This is a genomic window from Paenibacillus xylanilyticus, assembly GCF_013359935.1.
GTDB classification, from domain to species: Bacteria; Bacillota; Bacilli; order Paenibacillales; family Paenibacillaceae; genus Paenibacillus; species Paenibacillus xylanilyticus.
On record NZ_JABMCB010000185.1, the window covers coordinates 172,456 to 193,873 of the forward strand.

At 46.8% G+C, this 21,418-nt stretch carries 19 protein-coding genes; 17 read left to right on the forward strand and 2 right to left on the reverse strand.

What is annotated here, in order from left to right:
* Positions 1 to 24 precede the first annotated feature (24 nt).
* The 3 genes from HP552_RS15370 (at position 25) to HP552_RS15380 (ending at position 1,913) form a co-directional block, all read left to right on the forward strand.
* Entirely contained in the window at positions 25 to 1,110 is a 1,086-nt protein-coding gene (locus tag HP552_RS15370) for an HD-GYP domain-containing protein (protein ID WP_175396295.1), read from the forward strand.
* A 147-nt stretch (positions 1,111 to 1,257) separates the two neighbouring features.
* Positions 1,258 to 1,713: an SRPBCC family protein gene (locus HP552_RS15375; protein WP_175396296.1), complete on the forward strand. Its 456-nt coding sequence runs from the start codon at positions 1,258 to 1,260 to the stop codon at positions 1,711 to 1,713.
* 41 nt (positions 1,714 to 1,754) lie between these two features.
* A complete protein-coding gene (locus HP552_RS15380) occupies positions 1,755 to 1,913 on the forward strand; it encodes a hypothetical protein (protein WP_175396297.1) in 159 nt (52 codons plus the stop codon).
* A 4-nt stretch (positions 1,914 to 1,917) separates the two neighbouring features.
* On the opposite strand, the gene HP552_RS15385 is transcribed toward HP552_RS15380, so the two are convergent.
* The gene (locus HP552_RS15385; RefSeq protein WP_175396298.1) at positions 1,918 to 3,171 is read right to left on the reverse strand and encodes an MFS transporter; all 1,254 of its coding nucleotides are present in this window, start codon (positions 3,169 to 3,171) and stop codon (positions 1,918 to 1,920) included.
* Positions 3,172 to 3,398: 227 nt separating this feature from the next.
* On the opposite strand from HP552_RS15385, the gene HP552_RS15390 reads away from it, so the two are divergent.
* From HP552_RS15390 to HP552_RS15400, 3 genes are all read left to right on the forward strand, one after another.
* Entirely contained in the window at positions 3,399 to 3,980 is a 582-nt protein-coding gene (locus HP552_RS15390) for a TetR/AcrR family transcriptional regulator (RefSeq protein ID WP_175396299.1), read from the forward strand.
* A gap of 178 nt (positions 3,981 to 4,158) precedes the next feature.
* Positions 4,159 to 4,413 (forward strand): hypothetical protein, encoded by a 255-nt coding sequence (locus tag HP552_RS15395; RefSeq protein ID WP_175396300.1) that lies wholly within the window; start codon positions 4,159 to 4,161, stop codon positions 4,411 to 4,413.
* Positions 4,414 to 4,539: 126 nt separating this feature from the next.
* Positions 4,540 to 5,514, forward strand: coding sequence for a D-2-hydroxyacid dehydrogenase family protein (locus tag HP552_RS15400; protein ID WP_175396301.1), 975 nt, complete (start codon positions 4,540 to 4,542; stop codon positions 5,512 to 5,514).
* A gap of 144 nt (positions 5,515 to 5,658) precedes the next feature.
* Here the strand turns inward: HP552_RS15400 and HP552_RS15405 are convergent, their stop codons facing one another.
* On the reverse strand, positions 5,659 to 6,696 hold the full coding sequence (locus tag HP552_RS15405; protein ID WP_175396302.1) for a LacI family DNA-binding transcriptional regulator: 1,038 nt from the start codon (positions 6,694 to 6,696) through the stop codon (positions 5,659 to 5,661).
* 352 nt (positions 6,697 to 7,048) lie between these two features.
* Between HP552_RS15405 and HP552_RS15410 the strand changes: the two genes are divergently transcribed.
* The 11 genes from HP552_RS15410 (at position 7,049) to HP552_RS15460 (ending at position 21,366) form a co-directional block, all read left to right on the forward strand.
* Positions 7,049 to 8,098 carry a 2,3-butanediol dehydrogenase gene (locus tag HP552_RS15410; protein ID WP_175396303.1) on the forward strand — a complete coding sequence of 350 codons (1,050 nt, stop codon included), beginning with the start codon at positions 7,049 to 7,051 and terminating at the stop codon, positions 8,096 to 8,098.
* A 213-nt stretch (positions 8,099 to 8,311) separates the two neighbouring features.
* Complete coding sequence (locus tag HP552_RS15415) at positions 8,312 to 9,625, forward strand: hypothetical protein (protein ID WP_175396304.1); 1,314 nt, start codon at positions 8,312 to 8,314, stop codon at positions 9,623 to 9,625.
* Positions 9,626 to 9,879: 254 nt separating this feature from the next.
* Positions 9,880 to 10,983, forward strand: a complete 1,104-nt coding sequence (locus HP552_RS15420) for an NADH:flavin oxidoreductase (protein ID WP_175396305.1) — start codon at positions 9,880 to 9,882, stop codon at positions 10,981 to 10,983.
* A 365-nt stretch (positions 10,984 to 11,348) separates the two neighbouring features.
* Positions 11,349 to 12,698, forward strand: coding sequence for a beta-N-acetylhexosaminidase (gene nagZ / locus HP552_RS15425; protein WP_246310903.1), 1,350 nt, complete (start codon positions 11,349 to 11,351; stop codon positions 12,696 to 12,698).
* Between the two features lie 78 nt (positions 12,699 to 12,776).
* Positions 12,777 to 13,481 (forward strand): response regulator transcription factor, encoded by a 705-nt coding sequence (locus HP552_RS15430; protein WP_175396306.1) that lies wholly within the window; start codon positions 12,777 to 12,779, stop codon positions 13,479 to 13,481.
* Positions 13,478 to 14,461, forward strand: a complete 984-nt coding sequence (locus HP552_RS15435; protein ID WP_175396307.1) for a sensor histidine kinase — start codon at positions 13,478 to 13,480, stop codon at positions 14,459 to 14,461. Before HP552_RS15430 ends, HP552_RS15435 begins: the two co-directional genes overlap by 4 nt.
* A gap of 276 nt (positions 14,462 to 14,737) precedes the next feature.
* Positions 14,738 to 15,508 carry an ABC transporter ATP-binding protein gene (locus tag HP552_RS15440; RefSeq protein WP_175396308.1) on the forward strand — a complete coding sequence of 257 codons (771 nt, stop codon included), beginning with the start codon at positions 14,738 to 14,740 and terminating at the stop codon, positions 15,506 to 15,508.
* Positions 15,483 to 17,441, forward strand: a complete 1,959-nt coding sequence (locus HP552_RS15445; protein WP_175396309.1) for an FtsX-like permease family protein — start codon at positions 15,483 to 15,485, stop codon at positions 17,439 to 17,441. The genes HP552_RS15440 and HP552_RS15445 overlap by 26 nt, the downstream gene beginning before the upstream one ends.
* Before the next feature lie 170 nt (positions 17,442 to 17,611).
* Positions 17,612 to 19,051: a 4-hydroxyphenylacetate 3-hydroxylase family protein gene (locus tag HP552_RS15450; RefSeq protein WP_175396310.1), complete on the forward strand. Its 1,440-nt coding sequence runs from the start codon at positions 17,612 to 17,614 to the stop codon at positions 19,049 to 19,051.
* Between the two features lie 187 nt (positions 19,052 to 19,238).
* The gene (locus tag HP552_RS15455) at positions 19,239 to 19,946 is read left to right on the forward strand and encodes a response regulator transcription factor (protein WP_175396311.1); all 708 of its coding nucleotides are present in this window, start codon (positions 19,239 to 19,241) and stop codon (positions 19,944 to 19,946) included.
* Complete coding sequence (locus HP552_RS15460; protein WP_175396312.1) at positions 19,924 to 21,366, forward strand: sensor histidine kinase; 1,443 nt, start codon at positions 19,924 to 19,926, stop codon at positions 21,364 to 21,366. Before HP552_RS15455 ends, HP552_RS15460 begins: the two co-directional genes overlap by 23 nt.
* The last annotated feature ends 52 nt before the right edge of the window (positions 21,367 to 21,418 follow it).

The window sequence follows — 21,418 nt, forward strand, 5'->3', positions numbered from 1 at the left end:
TGAATTGTTCAGGGGGAATACCGATTGAGAATCCATATTATGAACCTGCAAGACGGAGACCGTCTGACTGCGGATACGTTTAGCGATGCGGGATTACACATTCTCGGAAAAGGGACTGTAATTAAAAGTGAGGATATTTCCTTGCTGATGCAGCACCGTGTGGATTATGTAGATATTGAATCACGTGAGGAAGAGATCACGGAAGCCGAATTTTTTGCCGCGGCGGCAAAATTTGCATCCGGTTCAAGCACGAAGGAAGAACCACCCGAAGAAGAAATGAAATCTCAATTTACACAGACTGTACATAATTACCAAAATGCCTTTCTGGAAGCACTCACAGTGGGCAAATTTAACGCAACCATGGTTGATGATGCGCTGCAGCCAATGGTGGATGGACTGGATGAGCAAAAGGATGTCGTGCATCTCCTGATGATGCTGGAACGGGATGATGTGAATAACTACACGCATTCCATTCAGGTTGGATTGTTGTCCTTCTATATTGCCAGCTGGCTCGGTTATTCTCAAAAAGAAAGCTACCAGATCAGCCGCGGCGGCTATCTGCATGATATTGGCAAATGCAGAGTGTCCCATCGGATTCGGAACAAGATGGAACCATTAACAGCGGATGAACAGCTGGAATTGCAGCGCCACACCATATACGGGCATGATATTATCAAGAGTTCCATGACGGATGAAGCCACGGCACTCGTAGCGCTTCAGCACCATGAACGTGAAGACGGCTCCGGTTATCCGATGCAAATTGATAAAAAAGAAATTCATCCTTACACGCAGATCGTGTCAGTGGCTGATGTGTACATCGGAATGAGATCCGGCAGTCACGGCGGCAGCAATCCGAACCTCATCAACAATCTGCGTGACATCTATGGGATGGGATTCGGCAAGTTGAATGAAAAGCCAGTCCAGGCGCTGATGCAGCATCTTCTTCCGAATTTTATTGGTAAACAAGTGCTTCTGAGCAATGGTGAGAAAGGCGTAATCATCATGAATAATACGTCGGATATCTTCAAACCACTTGTTAAGGTCGAGTCCGAGCAGTATCGTGACTTGTCCAAAGAAAGAAGTATCGCAATCAATGAGCTGATTATCTAAGTTTGAATACGTTTAAATTTACAACGGGTCTCCTGCACATGTCAGGGGACCCGTTTTTTGATGAATTTCCTAAAGTGCATTGTTCTCCCTGCAGAGCAGGCGTATACTGGGGCACAGATCTCATTTTCCATATAGGAGCGATACACCTTGATTGAAGTCGTAACCGAAATGACGATACATGCCCCGATCGAAAAATGTTTTGATTATGCCCGGGACATTGATGTTCATACCCAGACGGTATGGAAGCATACAAGAGAACGGGCTGTATCAGGCGTAACGTCTGGAAAAACAGGCGCTGGGGACACCGTGACGTTTCAAGCAATCCATTTTGGTATCCGTCAGAAGCTGACTTCCCGGATTGTACATTACGAACGTCCACATGTTTTTGTGGATCAGATGGTAAAAGGGGCATTCCGAAGCATGCGCCATGAACATCACTTCCGCAAACTCGATGAGAAAACCACTTGTATGAGAGACACACTGAAATTTGAAGCACCACTCGGTGTATTGGGCTGGGCAGCCGAGCGACTTATATTAAAGAGATATATGTACGCTTTTCTCCTCAGCCGCAACACAAAGCTTAAAGCCCTGCTTGAACGATAGAAGCGGACTGAAAATATTTACAGAATAAGGAATGATAAGCGATGGAAAATGAATATTTTGTTGGTTGGGGTACCCTTGCATTAATTAATGCGGGACTTGCTCAGGGGAAAAACAGAAGTGGGCTTAACTGGTTTCTGATTTCCCTCTTGTGTGGTCCGCTTGCAACGTTGTTCATCGTTGTCTGGAATAAGTTGGACTAATCATTCAGTCTCCGTTATCTGGCTGAACGGATGTACATTGGAGTACTTCCCGCTGCCGGTAACTGTCGATTGCCCAGAATAGGAATGCGGCTGCACTCACCCCTGCACCTAACCAGCACACGCCAGTCCATCCGGCCCATGCATACATCAGGGTTGAGGCGATGGACCCGGCTGCACTGCCAATAGAGTAAAAAATCATGTAGGCAGCGGTGAGGCGGCTCTGTGCTTCAGGGCGAACGTTATAGATCAGGCTTTGATTGGTGACGTGGACTGCTTGCACAGCGAGGTCAAGAAGAATAACGCCAGCGATCAGAAACCACAGCGAGTGATGAACGTATCCGATCGGCAGCCAGGACAATAGGAGAAGCATGAGAGAGAAGCCGGTCGTTTTTTGCCCGAGTCCCCGATCAGCCAGCTTCCCGGCACGAGCAGCTGCCAGTGCGCCAGCGGCACCTGCTAGCCCAAAAGCGCCAATTGCTGTATGTGACAAAGAGAGTGGGGGTGCGCTGAGCGGGAGTACCATGGATGTCCATAATATGCTAAAAGCCGAAAATATCAATATGGCCAGCACCCCGCGGACTCGAAGTATAGGCAGCTCCCGATAGAGTTGGAATACCGAAATGAGCAACTGTACATAATTTAATTTCGTTCTTCTTTGCGGTTCATGCTTCGGTAAAAGAAGGAACAAGGCGACCATTCCAAGCAGCGTTAGTACTGCGGAGAAGAGGTAAACAGATCTCCACCCGATCCAATCGTTCATGGTGCCTGCTACGGTTCGGGCCAGCAAGATGCCGATCACGATTCCGCTGGTAACAAGCCCCACGATACGTCCCCGTTCCGAAGGGGAGGCGAGTGCTGCAGCAAATGCAACCAGGGATTGGGTATTAACAGCCAACAAACCGACGATTGCCATGCCCATGAACAGGATGGAGCTGGATGATGTGGTGCCTACCACGAGCAGGGCAAGTACAGAGAAGAACATTTGGACAATGATCAGTTTCCGGCGGTTAATCAGATCGCCTAGAGGAACGAGCAATAACAGTCCAAGGGCGTAACAGATTTGAGTTACTGTGATGATCATGCCGATTTGGGAATGGGAGATATGGAACTCCCCGGCGATAGTATCAAGGAGTGGCTGAGCATAATAAATGTTGGCTACGGCAAGTCCGCTGCATAGGGCGAAGAGAACCGCTGCAAGCAGTGACATACCGGGATGTGCTTTAGAAGATAGATCTGTCTGTGGAATGAGAGTGTTCATGTGAGTCACCTTCCTGATTGAGAATTTTTTATGTCTATAATGTACCGATCGGTATAATATGAGTCTGGAAAAACATACTTTAAGCTTGGGTGGAATGTCAACAACAAATTTTAAAGTATAATAGTATTAAGGTATTACGATGATGCGTATGGGCTTTTAGATTTGACATCGATATGGGTGGAAGCTAGGATATAGTATATTGATTGGTATATAAAAGGAGAAAAGTTATGGTGAGACAACGGGAATTTGATACCGACAAAGCGCTTGATGCAGCGATGCACATGTTTTGGGATAAAGGATTCGAAGCTACATCATTGACGGACTTGACCACAAGTATGGGCATTCAACGCCCCAGCTTGTATGCCGCCTTCGGCGACAAGAAGGCGTTGTTTGAGACGGTGCTGCGCAGGTATACCACACTGCATGCAGCTCAGATCCGATCAAGACTTCAACGTGAGAGCTCAGTAAAACAAGCTTTTCATGCGCTGTTTGAGCATATCGGGGCAGAAGGGGATGTGACCGATCCGCGTCATGGTTGTTTTTGCATCAATACGATGGTCGAATTGGCTCCTCACGATTCTAAATTCGCCGTCCTGACAAGAGAGCATCAGATGTATCTGGCTGTAATTTTTCAGGAGACGATCGAACGGGGGCAGCGATCCGGAGAACTGTCTGGTAACTTGAATGCGAGTGCTGTCGCCAAGTCTTTGGTGATTTCCATGATCGGATTGACGGTGTTAATGAAATCAGGTCCGGATCGCTCATTTGTCGAGCAAAGTATTGAGGCTGCGATATCTCAGCTTGGGTGAGAAACATTATGATCAAGCCAATCGAGAGATTGGGGGGATGGTTTCATGCGGACCGTTCTCTGCCTTGCTTCAGTTGTATATGCTTCCGCATTGTTATGCGATAGGAAAATATAGATGAATGAGACAATATGTATAGTGAAACGTAAATGTAGTAACATCAAACATAAGGGGGAATAGCATGGCGCCAGCTTATTGGCGAATATATCTTATCGTCTTTTATGTCATAGGTGTATCGATAACAACTATAGGTAAAGTAAGTATTGTAATGTACAGTCTTATTCTATTTGGAATTTTAGCTCCAACGGCTATAGCAGCCTCTCTTTTTACCAATGATCATGCACAGCTGGATCAGTTTGTTAACAAAGTTCGCGGGTTGGCCAAGGTCATGGTTGCCGTTATTATTACGGCACTTCTTTTTAAGATTTTGATATAAATGTAGAGGCGGAACCTCATTTCCGGCTCTTTTTTATGTCTGAGGACATTGGGCAGACCGGCATCGAGTTGATACAATACAGGTAGGTGCAGGATATACCGTATATTGGAGGAGGAGGGTTACAGAATGCAGACAAAGCTGCGTTGTGCCATATTGGATGATTATCAGAATGTTGCCCTGTCGTCGGCTGATTGGATGCCAATCCTGGATCGGGTGGAGGTTCAAACCTTCAATAACTACATGGGATCGGAAGAAAAGGTGATTCAGGAGCTGCAAAATTATGACATTATTGTTCTAATGCGTGAGCGTACTCCATTTCCCGAATCGGTCATATCCGGGCTTCCCAATCTGAAGCTGCTGATTACAACCGGGATGCGAAATGCATCGATTGATCTGATGACTGCGGAACGACAAGGAGTCATTGTATGCGGAACAGAGGGCAGTTCTAATCCACCGACCGAACTGACTTGGGCACTTATTTTGGGATTATCCAGACAGCTGGTAACAGAAAATAATGCCCTGAAATCCAATCGCAACTGGCAGAGCACCATCGGCATGGACTTGCACGGGAAGACACTTGGACTCCTGGGTTTGGGGAAAATAGGTACTCGAATGGCCGGAATTGCCAAAGCATTTGGTATGAACGTCATGGCCTGGAGTCAGAATCTGACGCCAGGACAAGCCGGAGAGCACGGCGTAATCTGGTGTGAAACGAAGGAAGAGCTGCTGGAGCAAAGTGATATCGTTTCCATTCATTTGGTGCTAAGTGAACGCACTCGTCATCTGATTGGACAAGCCGAATTCCAGCGGATGAAAAGAACTGCGCTGCTGATTAATACGTCCCGTGCGGGCATTGTGGATCAGGGAGCCATGGTGGAAGCTTTGCAAAGCGGGCTGATTGCCGGCGCAGGGCTTGATGTTTACGAGCAAGAACCTCTTCCGGTAAATCATGTGATGCGGACCTTACCCAACGTACTGGCTACACCCCATTTGGGTTATGTGACCCAAGGAAATTACGAGATATATTTCAGTCATACGGTAGAGAACATCGATATGTTTCTGAAAGGAAGCCCGATCAGGCAGCTGGGAGCGAAGCAATAACGAGCAATGACGAGCAATGACGAGCCATCCAGAGGCCCGGACTGTTCCAATTGAAGCAATACACATAACAAACAAGGTGAACATCGAGCCGTGATTAGCGGCGGCAAGGACACCTTGTTTGTTTGCGTTGGTTCGTACTTACGATTACATGCTGTGCCCTCGAGACGAGGAACGAATCATGGCGACACTGGATTCCCGTACAATAAGTCTGGGTTCGAACTGAATATGCTCGTAGTCGGTAGAACTCATTTCGCGTATGCGTTTGAGCAGCAGTTCAGTCGCAAGTCTGGCGACTTCTTCTCCCATAATGGAGACCGAGCTGATCTGGGGGGACGAGACGGTAGTCCATTGGTTGTTATCCACTCCAACGACTGCGACATCTTCGGGTACACGTACACCAAGTTCTTTGAAGCGGTTAACCAATCCTATGGCTACCATGTCATTGATTGCATATACCGCATCCGGCATATGTGTCAGTCCGTGGAAATAATCCGCTGCATTGGCTCCGGTATTCAGGGAGAAATCTTCTCCAAAGTAAACAAGCGAGATATCGACATGGGGTAAGGCCTGTTCATATGCGCGGTAACGCTCCTCAATAATGTCTTTGGGAGCTCCGGCATAGGCAATTCGTGTACGCCCGATCTTAATCAAATGTTCCATCACCAGTTTTCCCTCAGGTTGAGACAACGAGACGATATCTGCCTTCATACCGGGTTCAAGCTTTTTGCCATAATTAATCATGGAGATCGGGAGTGGGGCCTTATCGATTAATCCGGGCAGCGTTTTGGGATAGGCAAGTGGCATGAATACAAGCCCGTCCACATGCAGCTTTTTGATATTACGAATCGTTTCCAGCTCCGTGCGGGCATTACCCGCCGTATTAATCTGTACCACATGGTACCCGTGCTGTTTTGCCGTTTGCTCGACAGACCAGGAGATCTCTGGAATGATGGCATTGCGTATATCCGGTACGACCAGGGCAATCTGGTGTGTCTGGCGAATTTTGAGACTTTGTGCGGACGTGTTGGGGACAAAACCAAGCTCTTCAATGGCTTGCATGACCTTGTCCCTTGTTTTGCTGCTGATTCCTTCGGAATTGTTAATTGCCCTAGAGACGGTTGCAATGCCCACCCCCGCAAACTCTGCCACGTCCTTGATTGTAACCTTTTGATCCTTACTCACGTTTGGTTGACCTCACTTTATCGGAAACGATTCCGAATATATGTTAATTTCATGTTGTGTTCATGTCTATATTCTGATTATAACACTTCAGATAAACCAAATGCCCTAACCTTTCGTTCAAAATGGTGGAGCTGTGTAAAGTTCTCCCAAAGAAAACAGCTCTTAATCACGCTATTCCCTTGGAAAAAGCCAGTAGTTGAGTATTTTTCATGCTAGCATGTTTACCCATAAAATTCATGATTTCGACTTATTTATGGGAAAATGTGTTTGACAGACTATCTAAACTGTGACATATTTAACTACGGAAACGTTTCCGGTTATATTCAAACCTATGATCTGGGAGATGAAATGAATGAAAGCATTACGTTGGCATGGTGTTAAAGATTTGCGTCTCGAAAATATTGATGAACCCCGCCCTGCAGAGGGAAAGGTTAAAATAAAAGTGGAGTGGTGCGGAATTTGCGGTAGTGACCTGCATGAATACACAGCAGGACCCATTTTCATTCCGGCTCAAGCACCACATCCGCTAACAGGCGAACAAGCACCTGTGGTAATGGGGCATGAGTTCTCGGGGCAAGTGGTTGAAGTGGGTGAAGGCGTTACCCGTTTTCAAGCAGGAGATCGTGTTGTCGTAGAACCTATCTATGCATGTGGACATTGCGAAGCCTGCAAACAGGGAAAATACAATCTGTGCGACCAGATGGGATTCCTTGGTCTCGCTGGAGGAGGCGGAGGTTTCTCCGAATATGTAACGGCTGAAGAGTACATGGTTCATGCTATCCCTGATTCCATCTCTTACGAGCAAGGTGCCCTGGTTGAGCCTTCTGCTGTTGCTCTGCATGCTGTCCGCCAAAGCAAGCTGAAAGTGGGCGATACTGCAGCTGTATTTGGTGCAGGTCCTATCGGTCTGCTGGTCATTGAAGCGTTGAAAGCATCGGGTGCTTCCGATATTTATGTAGTGGAGTTGTCCGAGGAACGCAAAGCAAAAGCCGAAGAGCTTGGTGCCATCGTCATTGATCCTACCCAGTACAATGTAGTGGAAGAGATTCACAGACGCACGCAAGGCGGTGTTAACGTAGCTTATGAGGTAACAGGTGTTCCACCTGTGCTGCAGCAAGCGATCGACTCGACACGTATTGGCGGTGAGCTGATGATCGTCAGTATTTTCGAACAGGCAGCACCGATCTTGCCGAACTCCATTGTCATGAAAGAACGTACAGTGAATGGTATTATCGGTTACCGTGATGTATTCCCGGCTGTCATTAGTCTGATGGATAAAGGATTTTTCCCGGCAGACAAGCTGGTTACCAAACGCATTTCGCTGGATGAAGTGGTCGATCAAGGATTTGAAGCACTTCTGAAAGAGAAAAATCAGGTGAAAATTCTGGTCAAAGCTGAATAGATAGAATTCAGAAACTTCTAACTTAATGAAAATAGTATATTTGGCTTGATATAAACTGCGTAGGCAGCTCATCTTCGGATGCAGCTGTCTATTTTTGTTGAACCGGGCGGAATGTGTTGCATGCTTGTTTCATTTTACATAATATAAAAAGATACGATTTGTATCGTTGTTTTGAAAAGGCATTCAATATAAACGTTGAAGGAGGAAGCGGGCATGCATAATAACACGAAATGGGCAGCTGTTATTTTGACGATTGTTGCAGGTGTTGGCTGGATGGTTACAGGGAGTGCCAAGCCCAAAAACAATGACTCGACCGCACGAAAGCCCACTGTTGAACGGGCGATGGCGAACATATCTAATGCTCCGATCACATCTGCTGATGTGACATCCAAATTGGAGCTGCTCGGTCGACCTTTTGCAAAAACGCCATACGCCAATAATGTGTGGGATATGCAGCTGTACAGAGGTAAAATCTATTTGGGTCATGGGAACAGCAGCAACATGGGGGTAGCACCCAACTCGGGCCCCATCCCGGTGGTTTATTACGATACAGCAGCCTCTTCGTTTAATAAACAGGCAGTTAGCAACAGCAACCCCGGCATTGTTCCATCGACCAAAATGGTAGTGGATGAGGAACAGATCGATATCTACAAAGTACTGGATGACAAGCTCTATATTCCGGGGAATGATTCGGACGGGGAGCATTGGAGTCTCGGTAACTTCTATCGGTTGGACGGGGATGTGTGGACAAAGTATCGCAATCTTCCGCTCGGTGTACACGTCTACGATCTGGCCCTGTTTCAGGGAAAAATGTTTGCGGCCATTGGAACAGAGGATAAGCCAACAGTGCTGATCTCCCATGATATGGGCGTGACCTGGAAGAAGTATGCGAACATTAATTCGTTTGGGCTGAGGGCTTATACGCTGTTTGAGCTGGGGGGCAAGCTGTATGCTTCAGGCATGATGTATCCTGCCAATAAAATCTGGAATGACAAAACGAACATTCTGGAGATTAACGCCAATCTCGAAAAGAGAGATGTGGTCATTTATGGCAATAAAATGCTGCCAGGATTAACCTATCAACAGGGGACAGTTCCGTATAATAAGATCGGGAAAAATGTTAATTTCGATAACAAGTTAGTTTATATCGCTGGCGGAGTATTCAATGATGGTCAGCTGCTCCCTAAATCCTTGAATGTCATGACAGCCATTAATCAGGTAAGACGCGTGATTTTGCCAGATCCAAAGGCATTGCCAACCGACTTGCTTTTACGGGACGGTAAAGTATATGTACTCACGTACACGCTGCAAAACAAAAACTTGTATATCAACCGGGTGTATCAGACAACGGATCTGGTCACATGGCATGAAATTCTTCGGTTTAACCAGGATACGTATGCCAAATCATTTGAAGAGCATGAGGGAGATTTCTATTTCGGTCTGGGCACGGATCCGGACGTTGTTTCACCTTCATCAGGCAAGATACTCAGAGTTCATCGGAATGAAATTCCTGTGAATTCGGACTAAATGAAAGGAAGATGAGGGAATATATTATGCATCATTCATATTTTCGGTTCCGTGTAGGATGGTTGAGGATGCAAGTACAGAGCATGCGTTGTGCAGCAGAGTGATCCAAAATTGCTGCGGGGGTGCTCTATTTTTTTGCCTGTTTACATAGAAGCATAAACCGCTCTGGCGATGTTTGAAAATAAAATTTAGAAACTATAAAATAGAAAGGTAATTGGGTTCTGACATTCCAAAGAAAAAGGAGCTATAAACAAATGAGTATATCTTCAGCGTTGTTTACACCTTTCACTTCAGACAAGCTTACATTGTCCAATCGGATCGTCATGGCACCAATGACTCGCGGCTTCTCTCCAGAAGGCGTACCTGGACCGGAAGTTGCCGAATATTATCGACGCAGAGCAGCTGGTGGTGTAGGCCTTATTATCACGGAAGGTACAGGTATTAATCACCCTTCATCCGTAAGCGGTGAGAGCATCCCGTTATTCTATGGTGATGAATCACTTCAAGGCTGGTCGAATGTGGTCCAGGCTGTCCATGAGGCTGGTGGCAAAATCATGCCTCAACTGTGGCATGTGGGCACTGCCCGCTGTACTGGTGATCTTCCCCATGCAGAGGCGGAGCCGGTTAGACCTTCGGGTATCAGCATGGCAGGGGAAGAGAACAAGGAACCGTTAACCGAAGAAGGGATCAAAGGCCTGGTACAAGCATTTGCACAAGCTGCAGCAGATGCCAAGCGAATCGGGTTTGATGGCATAGAATTGCATGGTGCTCATGGATATCTGATTGACCAGTTCTTCTGGGAGCACACCAATCGTCGCACAGACAAGTATGGTGGTGATTTGGTCGATCGTACACGTTTTGCAGTTGAGGTGATTGAAGCGTGCCGTGAGGCAGTTGGGCCGGATTTCCCGATTGTGCTTCGTTTCTCTCAATGGAAAATGGGCAATTACGATGCTCGTCTGGTAGAGACCCCGGAACAGCTGGAGCAATTTCTTGCACCACTGACTGCGGCGGGCGTAGATATTTTCCACTGCTCGACGCGTCGGTTCTGGCTGCCGGAATTTGAAGGATCTGAATTGAACCTTGCAGGCTGGACACAGAAGTTAAGTGGGAAACCTGCGATATCCGTTGGATCGGTAGGGCTTGAAGCCGAATTCGTCGACAGATCGACCGAGAATCAAGGAACAGGCGATGCCCATCTGGACCAATTGAATTCAATGCTCGAAAACAATGAATTTGATCTGATTGCACTGGGACGTGTACTCCTCAGTGACCCGGAATGGCCGGAAAAAGTAAGGGAAGGACGCCAGGCAGAAATTATCCCTTTTACAACAGAAGTGTTGAAAACGTTGAGTTAAAAGCATTCCATTACAGACTTGATTTAAAACGATGCCAAATAAACGTGAAAATCGACAACAAACCTTAGGCTGCCGAAAGGCGGCTTTTTCCCGTCTCTATAATTACAATTTCAACACATGAAAAATTCATAATAATAAACCGATTCTCATCCGCTGTTACCATATCCCTCACCCATCGATCGCACACGCTCATTGTCATAACACCACGAAGTACCACACTACACCCCGATAAGCGAAACCTTTTTCTCAACTCAACTCCATTTTTGTCATCAGAGCAATGACTTTGAAAATAGTGTTGTGTATGTTAATGTTATGCCTGAACATGACAGTACACATTCCAACAAGATTTAGGAGGATGAACTTCCTTGTATTTGCGTAATGATCCTATAAGAAGTAAACGTAAATTTTCGCTGCCAATATTGTTCCTGCTTATAGGAATACTCTTGCTTCTAACGGCATGCGGACAGGCTTCGAAGTCCGATTCCACGGCAAATTCTTCTGCAGGTTCTAATACGGAACAACCTGCTGCACCGGATGACAGTGATGGTTCACTCACAACCGGAGAGGAAGAAAATAGCAATGAACAAAACAACACTCCGCCTGAGGAAGAGACTGATCCGGTTCAAGAACAGCTTGATCAGCTTACCTTGGATGAGAAGATTGGGCAGATGATTCTGGCTGGCGTTCAGGGAACGGCTTTGGATGAACAAGCCAAACAGATGATTGTGAACCAGAAGGTTGGAGGTATCATTTTCTATGCCAATAACGTAACGACTTTGCAGGGAACGGCGAAATTTGTCCAGTCCATAAAAGAGGAGAATCGTTCCAACCCTGTACCAATCTTCATGAGTGTGGATCAGGAAGGTGGCAAAGTCAGCCGAATGCCGGAAGCAGTGGAAAGCATCCCATCGAACGGCAAAGTAGGTGCCACGAAAGACGCCGAGCTGGCAGAGACAATGGGGGAATTGCTGGCAAGGCAGATCAAGCTTGCAGGTTTTAATGTGGATTTTGCTCCCGTATTGGATGTCAATAGCAATCCGAACAACCCGGTAATTGGTGACCGATCCTTCGGCAGTTCGGCAGAATTGGTGTCTCGTCTCGGTATCGCAGAGATGAAAGGTTTGCGCAGCCAAGGCATCATCCCGGTTGTGAAGCATTTTCCCGGTCATGGTGATACTTCCGTGGATTCTCATCTGGATCTGCCAGTGGTGAACAAAACGGAGAAACAGCTGGCCGAGCTCGAATGGATTCCATTTCAGGCCGCAGTGAAAGAGCAAGTTGAAGCCGTCATGGTGGCTCACACTTTATTCCCGAAGCTTGATCCGGACCATCCTGCATCGTTATCGAAGGTGATTATCGGTGAACATTTAAGAGACAAATTCAATTATGATGGTGTCGTCATTACCGATGATCTAAGCATGGGTGCCATCGCCAAAAATTATAAACTGAATGAAGCCGCAATCGCGACGGTTCAGGCAGGAAGTGACATTCTGCTCGTGGCTCACAGCTATGAAAGTGCCAAAACCATTTTCGATACGTTGAAAGATGCAGTAAAGAAAGGCACAATTACCGAATCCCGAATTGATGAAAGCGTGTATCGTATTCTGACACTGAAGCAGTCGTACAAGCTGTCTGATGAACAACAAGCCTCAGGAGACCTGAAGCAATTAAACACAGACATTGTGGAATGGCGCAAACGGGTCAATGCCGAGTAGGACATCCTGTGGTATGATTTTGGATAAGAGAGAAGAACACTGCATTTCATGATTAAAGGTTAGAGGTGAGACCCACATATGTATACCATTATGATCATCGAAGATGATCCCAAGATTGCAGGACTGCTGAAATCCCATATCGAGCGCTACGGGGACAAAGCCGTCTTGGTTGAGGATTTTGAAGGGGTTGTACAGCAGTTTGAGCGGATACAGCCTCATGTTGTTCTACTGGATATCAACTTGCCGAGCTACGACGGATTCTACTGGTGTCGCCAAATTCGTACGATGTCTACGTGTCCGATTCTGTTTATCTCGGCCCGAAGCGGGAAGATGGATCAGGTAATGGCGCTGGAGAACGGAGCAGATGACTATATTACGAAGCCGTTCGAACATGAGATTGTGATGGCCAAAATCAGAAGTCAGCTGCGACGTGTATATGGTGATTATGCTGCCCGCGACGAAGAGCGCAAAGTCGAACTGGACGGTTTGACGGTTTATCTGGAAAGGCTGGAGATTCAGCTCGGTGATTGCAAAGTGCAGCTGACGAAAAAGGAAACGATTCTGCTTGAAACGTTACTGCGCCGCAGTCCCAAGCTGGTAAGCAGGGAGACAATCCTGGAGAAGCTGTGGGATGACTCCTTTGTAGATGACAATACACTCAGCGTCAATGTCACTCGAGTACGCAAGCGACTGGCCGAGCTTGGAATAACGGATGCACTGGAAACGGTGAGGGGTTCGGGTTACCGATTGAATGCGAACTGGAAAGCAGCATCACCATCATGAAATTGTTTATGCGAGAGCACCTTGCCTTGACTTGCTGGGTGGTCGTCATCCTGCTTACCGTTGTCGCCGTGTTCTGGTATGACGGTTATGATCATTGGTTAACGGCTGTCTATGCCGTATCGTTAGGATTATTTTTATATGCAGGCTACTTGATTATCCGTTATTTGTCACACCGATCCTTTTACAGCCGAATGTCACAATCCATGAAATCACTAAATGAATTTGTCCCATTAAACGAGGCTGTTCCATTATCACTAGCACTGGAGAAGCTGCTTGATTCACAATATGGTCATTATCATGCACACTTGCACCGATTGGAACAGCGTCAACAGGAATATCTGACTTTTATGAACCAGTGGGTGCATCAAATGAAAACACCCTTATCGGTGATTGAGCTGACCGTGCAGGATCAGGAGGACGATGATCCGCGGTTTAAGAGCATTCGGGAGGAAGCAGATCAGATGAGACGTGGATTGGAAACCGTGCTGTATGTGGCCCGTTTGGACACATTTGAACAGGACTTCAGCGTGGAACCCGTCACACTCAAGACTGTCGGTGAAGAGGCCATTCATGAACTGAAGCGTTTCTTCATTCGCAATCACGTTTATCCGGAAATACAGATGGATTCTTCGATCGTCGTTCAGTCGGACGCCAAATGGATTCGCTTTGTCCTGGTGCAGCTCTTGTCCAATGCGATCAAATACTCCTCTGGTAGCGGGCAAAAGATATACGTGCGAGCTTATCAAGCGGAGAGGTCAATCGTTCTTGAAGTTCAGGATCAGGGTGTTGGCATTCCAAAGTCTGATCTAAGACGGGTATTCCAGCCTTTCTTCACCGGAGAGAACGGTCGTCATTTCAAGGAGTCAACCGGTATGGGGTTATACATTGTAAAGGAAGTCCTGACTCGGATGAATCACCGGATTGATCTGGAATCCGTGTATGGGGAAGGAACGACTGTCCGGATTACGTTTAATACCTGAGGCTGGATGGTGGCAGCAAGCAATTCGTAGCAATTCGTTTCATGAAGAAAAAAAGATGGATATCAATTGACGTCTGTTTCCCCATATGAGGTAACGGCGTCTTTTTTGTTTTTCCAGTAACCAACCTTACAACATTGTCATGCAAGTGAAAGGTTAAGCCATAGGAGAACAGCCGAAACTTCAGGTAAACTGGGGTCAATAGGCAAAACAAGTGCCAATGAATTGATGTGCAGGTCAGGCTTGTCATATCGAATTATAAATGAAGGAGTTGTACATATGGAAATATGTTCGGTAAATCAGATCAGCAAGATTTATAAAGGAATCGTCTCGTATGAAGCACTATCGGGCATTGACCTCAGTATTCAGGAGGGGGAATTTGTTGGCATTATGGGACCATCCGGCAGCGGAAAAACGACTCTGCTGAACATGATCTCAACGATTGATCATCCGACATCAGGAGAACTGCGGATTGGCGGGAAAAATCCGTTTGAACTCAATCCGGATGAGCTCGCCCTTTTTCGGCGTAAAGAATTGGGATTTGTTTTTCAATCCTTTAATCTGCTAAATACCCTCACAGTCAAGGAGAACATCGTGCTGCCGCTTACACTCGACGGAACGCCACTGGGAGAGATGAACACACGTGTGGAACGGCTGGCGAGCAAACTCGGGATCGAGGGGATTCTGGACAAGCGGACGTATGAGATTTCTGGTGGCCAGGCTCAACGTACAGCCATTGCAAGGGCGCTGATTCATTCGCCCAAATTAATTTTGGCAGATGAGCCGACAGGCAACCTGGATTCGAAGGCGGCACGAGACGTGATGGAAATGCTGGAACGCCGCAATCAGGAGGATCGGACTACCATGCTGCTGGTGACGCATGATGCTGTTGCTGCGAGCTACTGCAGCCGGGTCGTCTTTATCAAGGATGGCAAACTCTACAATGAGATTCACTACGGCGATAACCGGGCTGCTTTTTATCAAAAGATTATCAATGTGTTATCCCTAATGGGAGGGTCAGGACATGAATTTTCGCCAGTTCGCCATTAATAATGTGGTTCGCAACAAACGGATTTATCTGGCTCACTTTCTGAGCAGCACGTTTTCCGTCATGATTTTCTTTACGTATGCATTGCTTTTGTTCCATCCGGACTTAAAAGAAGGATTAAAGGGTTCGAGTGGAACGGTTACTTTGCTTGCCAACCAGGGTTTTATGATTGCGGAAATGATTATATTCATCTTTTCATTCCTGTTTTTGCTCTACTCGGTAGGTTCATTTCTGAAGACGCGCAAAAAGGAATTCGGTATCTTTCTGATCATAGGGATGACTCGCAAACAGATGAACCGGCTCCTGTTTATGGAGAACATGTGTATCGGAATAGCGGCCATTATAGCGGGTACTGGTTTGGGGATGATCTTCGGGAAATTGATTCTGCTGATCTGCGGTTCGATGCTAGCTGTGGAGAACAGTCTCCGATTCTATTTTCCGCTGAAAGGAATTGCCCTGACCGCTGGTGCGTTTCTGCTGCTTTTTGGAGTTATTGCGCTGTGTTCCTCTCTCCTTATACGCAAAGGTACACTCATTGACCTTGTCAAATCTGAGGAAAAGCCGAAACCGGAACCGAAAGCATCTCGTTTGCTCGCTATACTTTCCGTAGTGCTCATTGGGGGAGGGTATGCTGGGGTATTCACTTTTGTGTGGGTAAACTTCTCATTTCCATTATTGCTGGGAAGTGTCGTTATGGTTATCGCGGGCACATATCTGCTGTTCACCCAGCTCAGTGTGTACGTCATTCGGGCACTCAAAAGCAATCCACGTTTGTTCTACCGCAAAACGAATCTGCTGTTCCTGTCCGAGCTCACGTATCGAATGAAAGATAATGCCGTCATGTTTTTTATGGTGAGTGTGATCTCGGCTTCTGCATTTACGGGAATAGGCACCATGCTGGCAGTGGCAGACCCCGGGTTGTCGTCCATGACGAATCCGTATGCATTCACATACACGAATTATTGGGATACACCGGAGGCAGAGGAGAATATCAGACAGATTGAAGAATCGCTAATAGAACATGAAGTTCCATATGTAAAAGGAAGCTACACCCCGCTGTATGAGAATAGTAATCGCTATATTATCAAATTGAGTGAATACAACCATTTGGCCAAGGCCCTTGGTTATGAAGAGCGGACGTTGGATAAGGAAAATGGGGCCTTCATGACCCCGGCGAATTTGACAGCACGCAAAGAGTTGCGTAAACAAGTGGAACAGGGATTCTCACCAACAATGGTCGATCTGGAAGTCGAACAATATCATCAACAGGTTCAGCTATCTCCTCCCGCTACCCAGATCGTTATCCCTAATGAAGGTAAAATGGACATTTACGTCGTTTCCGATGAATTGTTCGAAAAAATGAAACGAGCGTACAATGAGGTCATAGAGATGAGTGAGGACTTTTACTCCAACAAAATGACCCAATTTGTCGTCGAAGACTGGATGGGTACACGAGCCTTTGCCCCTGAACTGATTGATTCCATACAGAAGCAGCCCTTTACAAAAGGCTATTTCATGGTCAGCGCTCTCGTTGTGGATTGGCTGAATTCGAAACAAACCAATGGGATCATTTTGATTCTGAGCGGTCTGATCGGCATTGTGTTCTTCACCTTTGCGGCAAGCTTCACCTATTTTAGACTCTACGCGGATCTGGAAAGGGATGAGGCACAGTATCGCATGATCGGCAAGATGGGCCTAAGTCGTCCCGAACTTCGCAAAATCGTAACAAGACAGTTGCTCCTGATGTTTTTCCTGCCACTTCTGATTGCACTAATTCATAGCTCAGTCGCTTTTGTGGCACTGCAGCAGCTGGTCGATTTTTCGGTCGTGGGGCACAGCCTGCGTATTTTCTTGGTTTTTGCATCCATGCAGATCGTCTACTTTGCCCTTGTGCGCTGGCGGTATCTGCGTCATATGTATTCCAAATTAGTCTAAATCAGCACAGCAGAACAAACACCGGATGACTCGTTCGGTGTTTGTTGACTTTTCTGTCCAGGACACTGTACTATTTCATTAGATACAAATTGTATCATTACATAATTTCGTAAAACTGCAGATTTGTGAGTTATAGGAACAGTGGGCTTATGCCTGAGGGAGGACGTATAATGAGCATCACGATGTCTCGTGGACAAGCTTACATACACCGATTGAATGATGAGCGAAATGTATGGCTGGATGGCAAGCGTGTCCAGGTAACCGAACATCCCGCCTTTCAGGGCACACTGCAAACGATAGAAAATTTGTTTAATTTGGCAGATGAACAGGATGCAAGAGAAACGCTCACTTATTGGGATGAACAGACGGGAGGTTATGTACACCAGGCATTCCAGGTCCCTCTTTCTACTCAGGATATCAGCAGCAGGGCGGCAGCCTTTCGGCTCTGGTCAGAGCGGACCTATGGGGTGATGAGCAGACTGTCTGACTATGCTCGGTCCCGCCTTACCGGATGGTATGCTACGAGAGACGATATGGCTTCACATGATCCCATGTATGCAGACAAAATAACAGCCTATTATCAGGAAGCTAAACGAAAAGATGCATTTCTGACGATCGTCCAGCGTGACCCACAGATTAATCGTTCCCTGCCTGTTGGGGAAGATGAAGATGCCATGCTGCGGATTGTAAGAACCAACTCGGAAGGCATTGTCATGCGAGGCGCCAAAATGGTGGCCACGGCAGCTCCATATGCAGATGATATCATTGCGTATCCGATCCAGCGGATTCCAGGGCATCGACCGGAACTCGCCCATATGGTCATTGTTGCGGTAGGGAGTCCGGGGTTGCATCTGGTATGCCGGGAATCTTTTGCGGCTTCCCCATCTGATTTTGCTCACCCGCTCAGTGCGCGGTATGATGAGATGGATGCTGTGCTGTTTTTTGACGACGTATTGGTCCCTTGGGAACGTGTACTGCTGCACAACAACCCGGAGGCCGTTTGGCAGATCCGCTGCAATACAGCCTCGTCCAGTCTGGCCTATCATCAGAGCATTATTCGATTGCATTCCAAACTGGAATTCATCACCGCAGTCACTTCGGCAATTGCCAAGGAGATTGGGGTGGATTCTTTCCTGAATGTTCAGGAACAATTGGGTGAGATGATCAGCCAGATGCAGACGATCGAGGGTTTAATTATTGCTTCTGAGGTTCAGGCGAAGCCGGATTCATATGGTAACTGGCTGCCGTCATTCAAATACATTGAAACAGCACGTAATTTGGGGAGTCGATATTATCCGCGAGCGGTCGAAATTTTGAAAACCATTGCAGCAGGGGGATTGATTCAGATTCCATCAGGCCAATTCGGCCAAGATGAATCGGTAGGGACATTGATGTCCAAATACCTTGGTGGAGTAACAATGCAAGCTCCTGAGAAAATTCGTTTGTTTCAACTTGCCTGGGATCTGACCGGGAGTCCCCTCGGAGCCAGACACGATCTATACGAGCGGTACTATGCAGGTGATCCGGTACGCAACCGTGCAAGCCAGTATGTGCAGCATGACAAGGAGTATTTGAATAAAAAGGTTAAACCGTGGCTTCATATGAAATAGCAGCTTAAGCACTACAACCATGTAATTTTTGATGGAATCAAGAGTCCCGGCCCCTGCCTGGGCTTTTTATTTAGGTTATCTTTAGAATTGATTTAGGTTCATTTAAGAGACGTAGTATATAGTAGTAGCATGCATGTAAAAGAATACACAGCCGATGATAGAGGAATGAAGAAATGAGAGGAATAACATGAGATACACCGTACTGATCGCAGATGATGAACCGGAAATTGTGGAATTGCTTCAATTGTACCTGGAGAAGGACTATGACATAAGGACCGCCGCAAATGGAGCGGAGGCATTACAATGCATTCGTTCTGTCCCCATTGACCTGGTGATTTTGGATATCATGATGCCTGTGATGGATGGTCTCCAATTAATTAAACAAATCAGGGCAACCCATCATATGCCTGTTCTGTTTTTATCCGCCAAAAGCCAGGACCATGACAAAATACTCGGACTTGGACTTGGTGCGGACGATTATATTTCCAAGCCGTTTAATCCACTCGAGATTGTTGCCCGTGTGGAAGCCTTATTAAGGCGTGTGAATCAATTTGATGCTCCTGAGTTTACTGTGCCTAAAGAGACGAATCTGGTTCTTGGTGAACTCATGCTGGATCGCTCCAAATGTGTACTTTTCCGATCAGGCAAACCTGTCACCCTGACCTCTACGGAATATAAAATTGTGGATCTGCTGCTGGAGCAGCCGGGCCGGGTATTTACCCGCAAGAAAATATACGAGGCGGTATGGGGAGATTACTATGCGCATGAGGATAGCACCATCATGGTACACATTAGCAATATTCGGGAGAAGATTGAACGCGACTCCAGACAACCGGAATACCTAAAAACGATAAGGGGACTGGGATACAAAATTGAAGCGCCAACGGAAAGCTAGAGAAAAGCGACTTTTGCAAACCTCTCTGACACTGGATTTCCTGCTGTTCAACTTTTTTTTGCTGCTGCTTGTCTTGATTGTCTACCTTATGGTTTCACTGGATGTCGTGGATTTTCGTATTTCGGACCAGGTCGTTGACCCTGATCTTAACGTGGAGGCGCATGTCTATGCAGCCGAATTGAATAAGGGGCGAGAAGATGACTCCACAAGCACTGAAATACAGCGGCTGATGGACAGCGGAGGCTGGATTGAGATTCTGGATGAAGATCGATCGGTCATTCACCAGATCGGCGCTAAGCAGGATACGGTTATCCATTACAGTGAGTCGGAGCTGTATGCGGGATTGGAGAATCGAAGTGATCAACCTTATTATTACTCGATTTCTCCATATGCTGCAGAGGGAGATGCACAGTATGTATTGCTGAAGATTCCCCGTGATCTGGTCAGTATCCGTATTAATGAGAATCAGCTGATTACCAACCTGAAGCATCCACTGTCATTTTATATCATGATCGGAATTGGCTTCGTTCTGCTGCTGATATTCGTATACAGCTACTGGGTTGCGCGTCGAATCAAAAAACCACTGAGTATTTTGTCCCAAGGTCTTACACAGATGATTCAAGGGAATTACAGCACACGTCTGTCGATCTCGGCGGAGAAGGAATTCGTCCAGATTGGCGAAACGTTTAATTATATGGCAGATGTCATCGAGAACACCTCGGCAGAGAAGCGTTACGCGGAGGAAAGCAAGCAGCGGCTGATCGTCGATCTGTCCCATGATTTGAAAACGCCAATTACCTCCATCCAGGGATACGCCCAGGCTCTCGTGGAGGGACGGGGAGAAAACAAGGAAAGGCAGCAGCGTTATCTGGGATACATTTATAACAAGTCCGTTCAGGTTGCACGCATGATACAGAATATGCTCGAGCTGTTGAAGGTGGATTCTCCCGATTATCACATGCAGATTCAAAAGAGGGAGATTGGGGAATTCGTGCGTGAAGTCATGGCCGATACATATGGGGAGATTGAACAAAAGCATTTTGTACTTCAAATGCTCGTGCCTGACCAGGAGATCTACGCCAGATATGATCCCGAATTGTTATCGAGAGTGATTCAAAACCTGATTACCAATGCCCTCTCCTACAATCCGCAGGGAACAGAGCTGCGCGTGGAGTTGATTCCGCTGGATACGCATGTGGTTATTGAGGTTGCAGATACGGGTGTTGGTATACCCCAGGAATTGTGGAGCACCATTTTTGATCCATTTGTACGAGGGGATGAAGCGCGAACCGGTACGGGCGGAACTGGACTCGGACTCGCGATTGCCCGGCGAAATACAGAGAAGATGGGCGGACGCCTGATCCTGTCCCGGCGCGGTAAAGAAACAACCGTGTTTACCATTCAAATTCCAAACGGATAAGTTGAATGTACATGAAAGCTTGTTCTGACCGGGCAGTGCTTTAGCGTTAGTG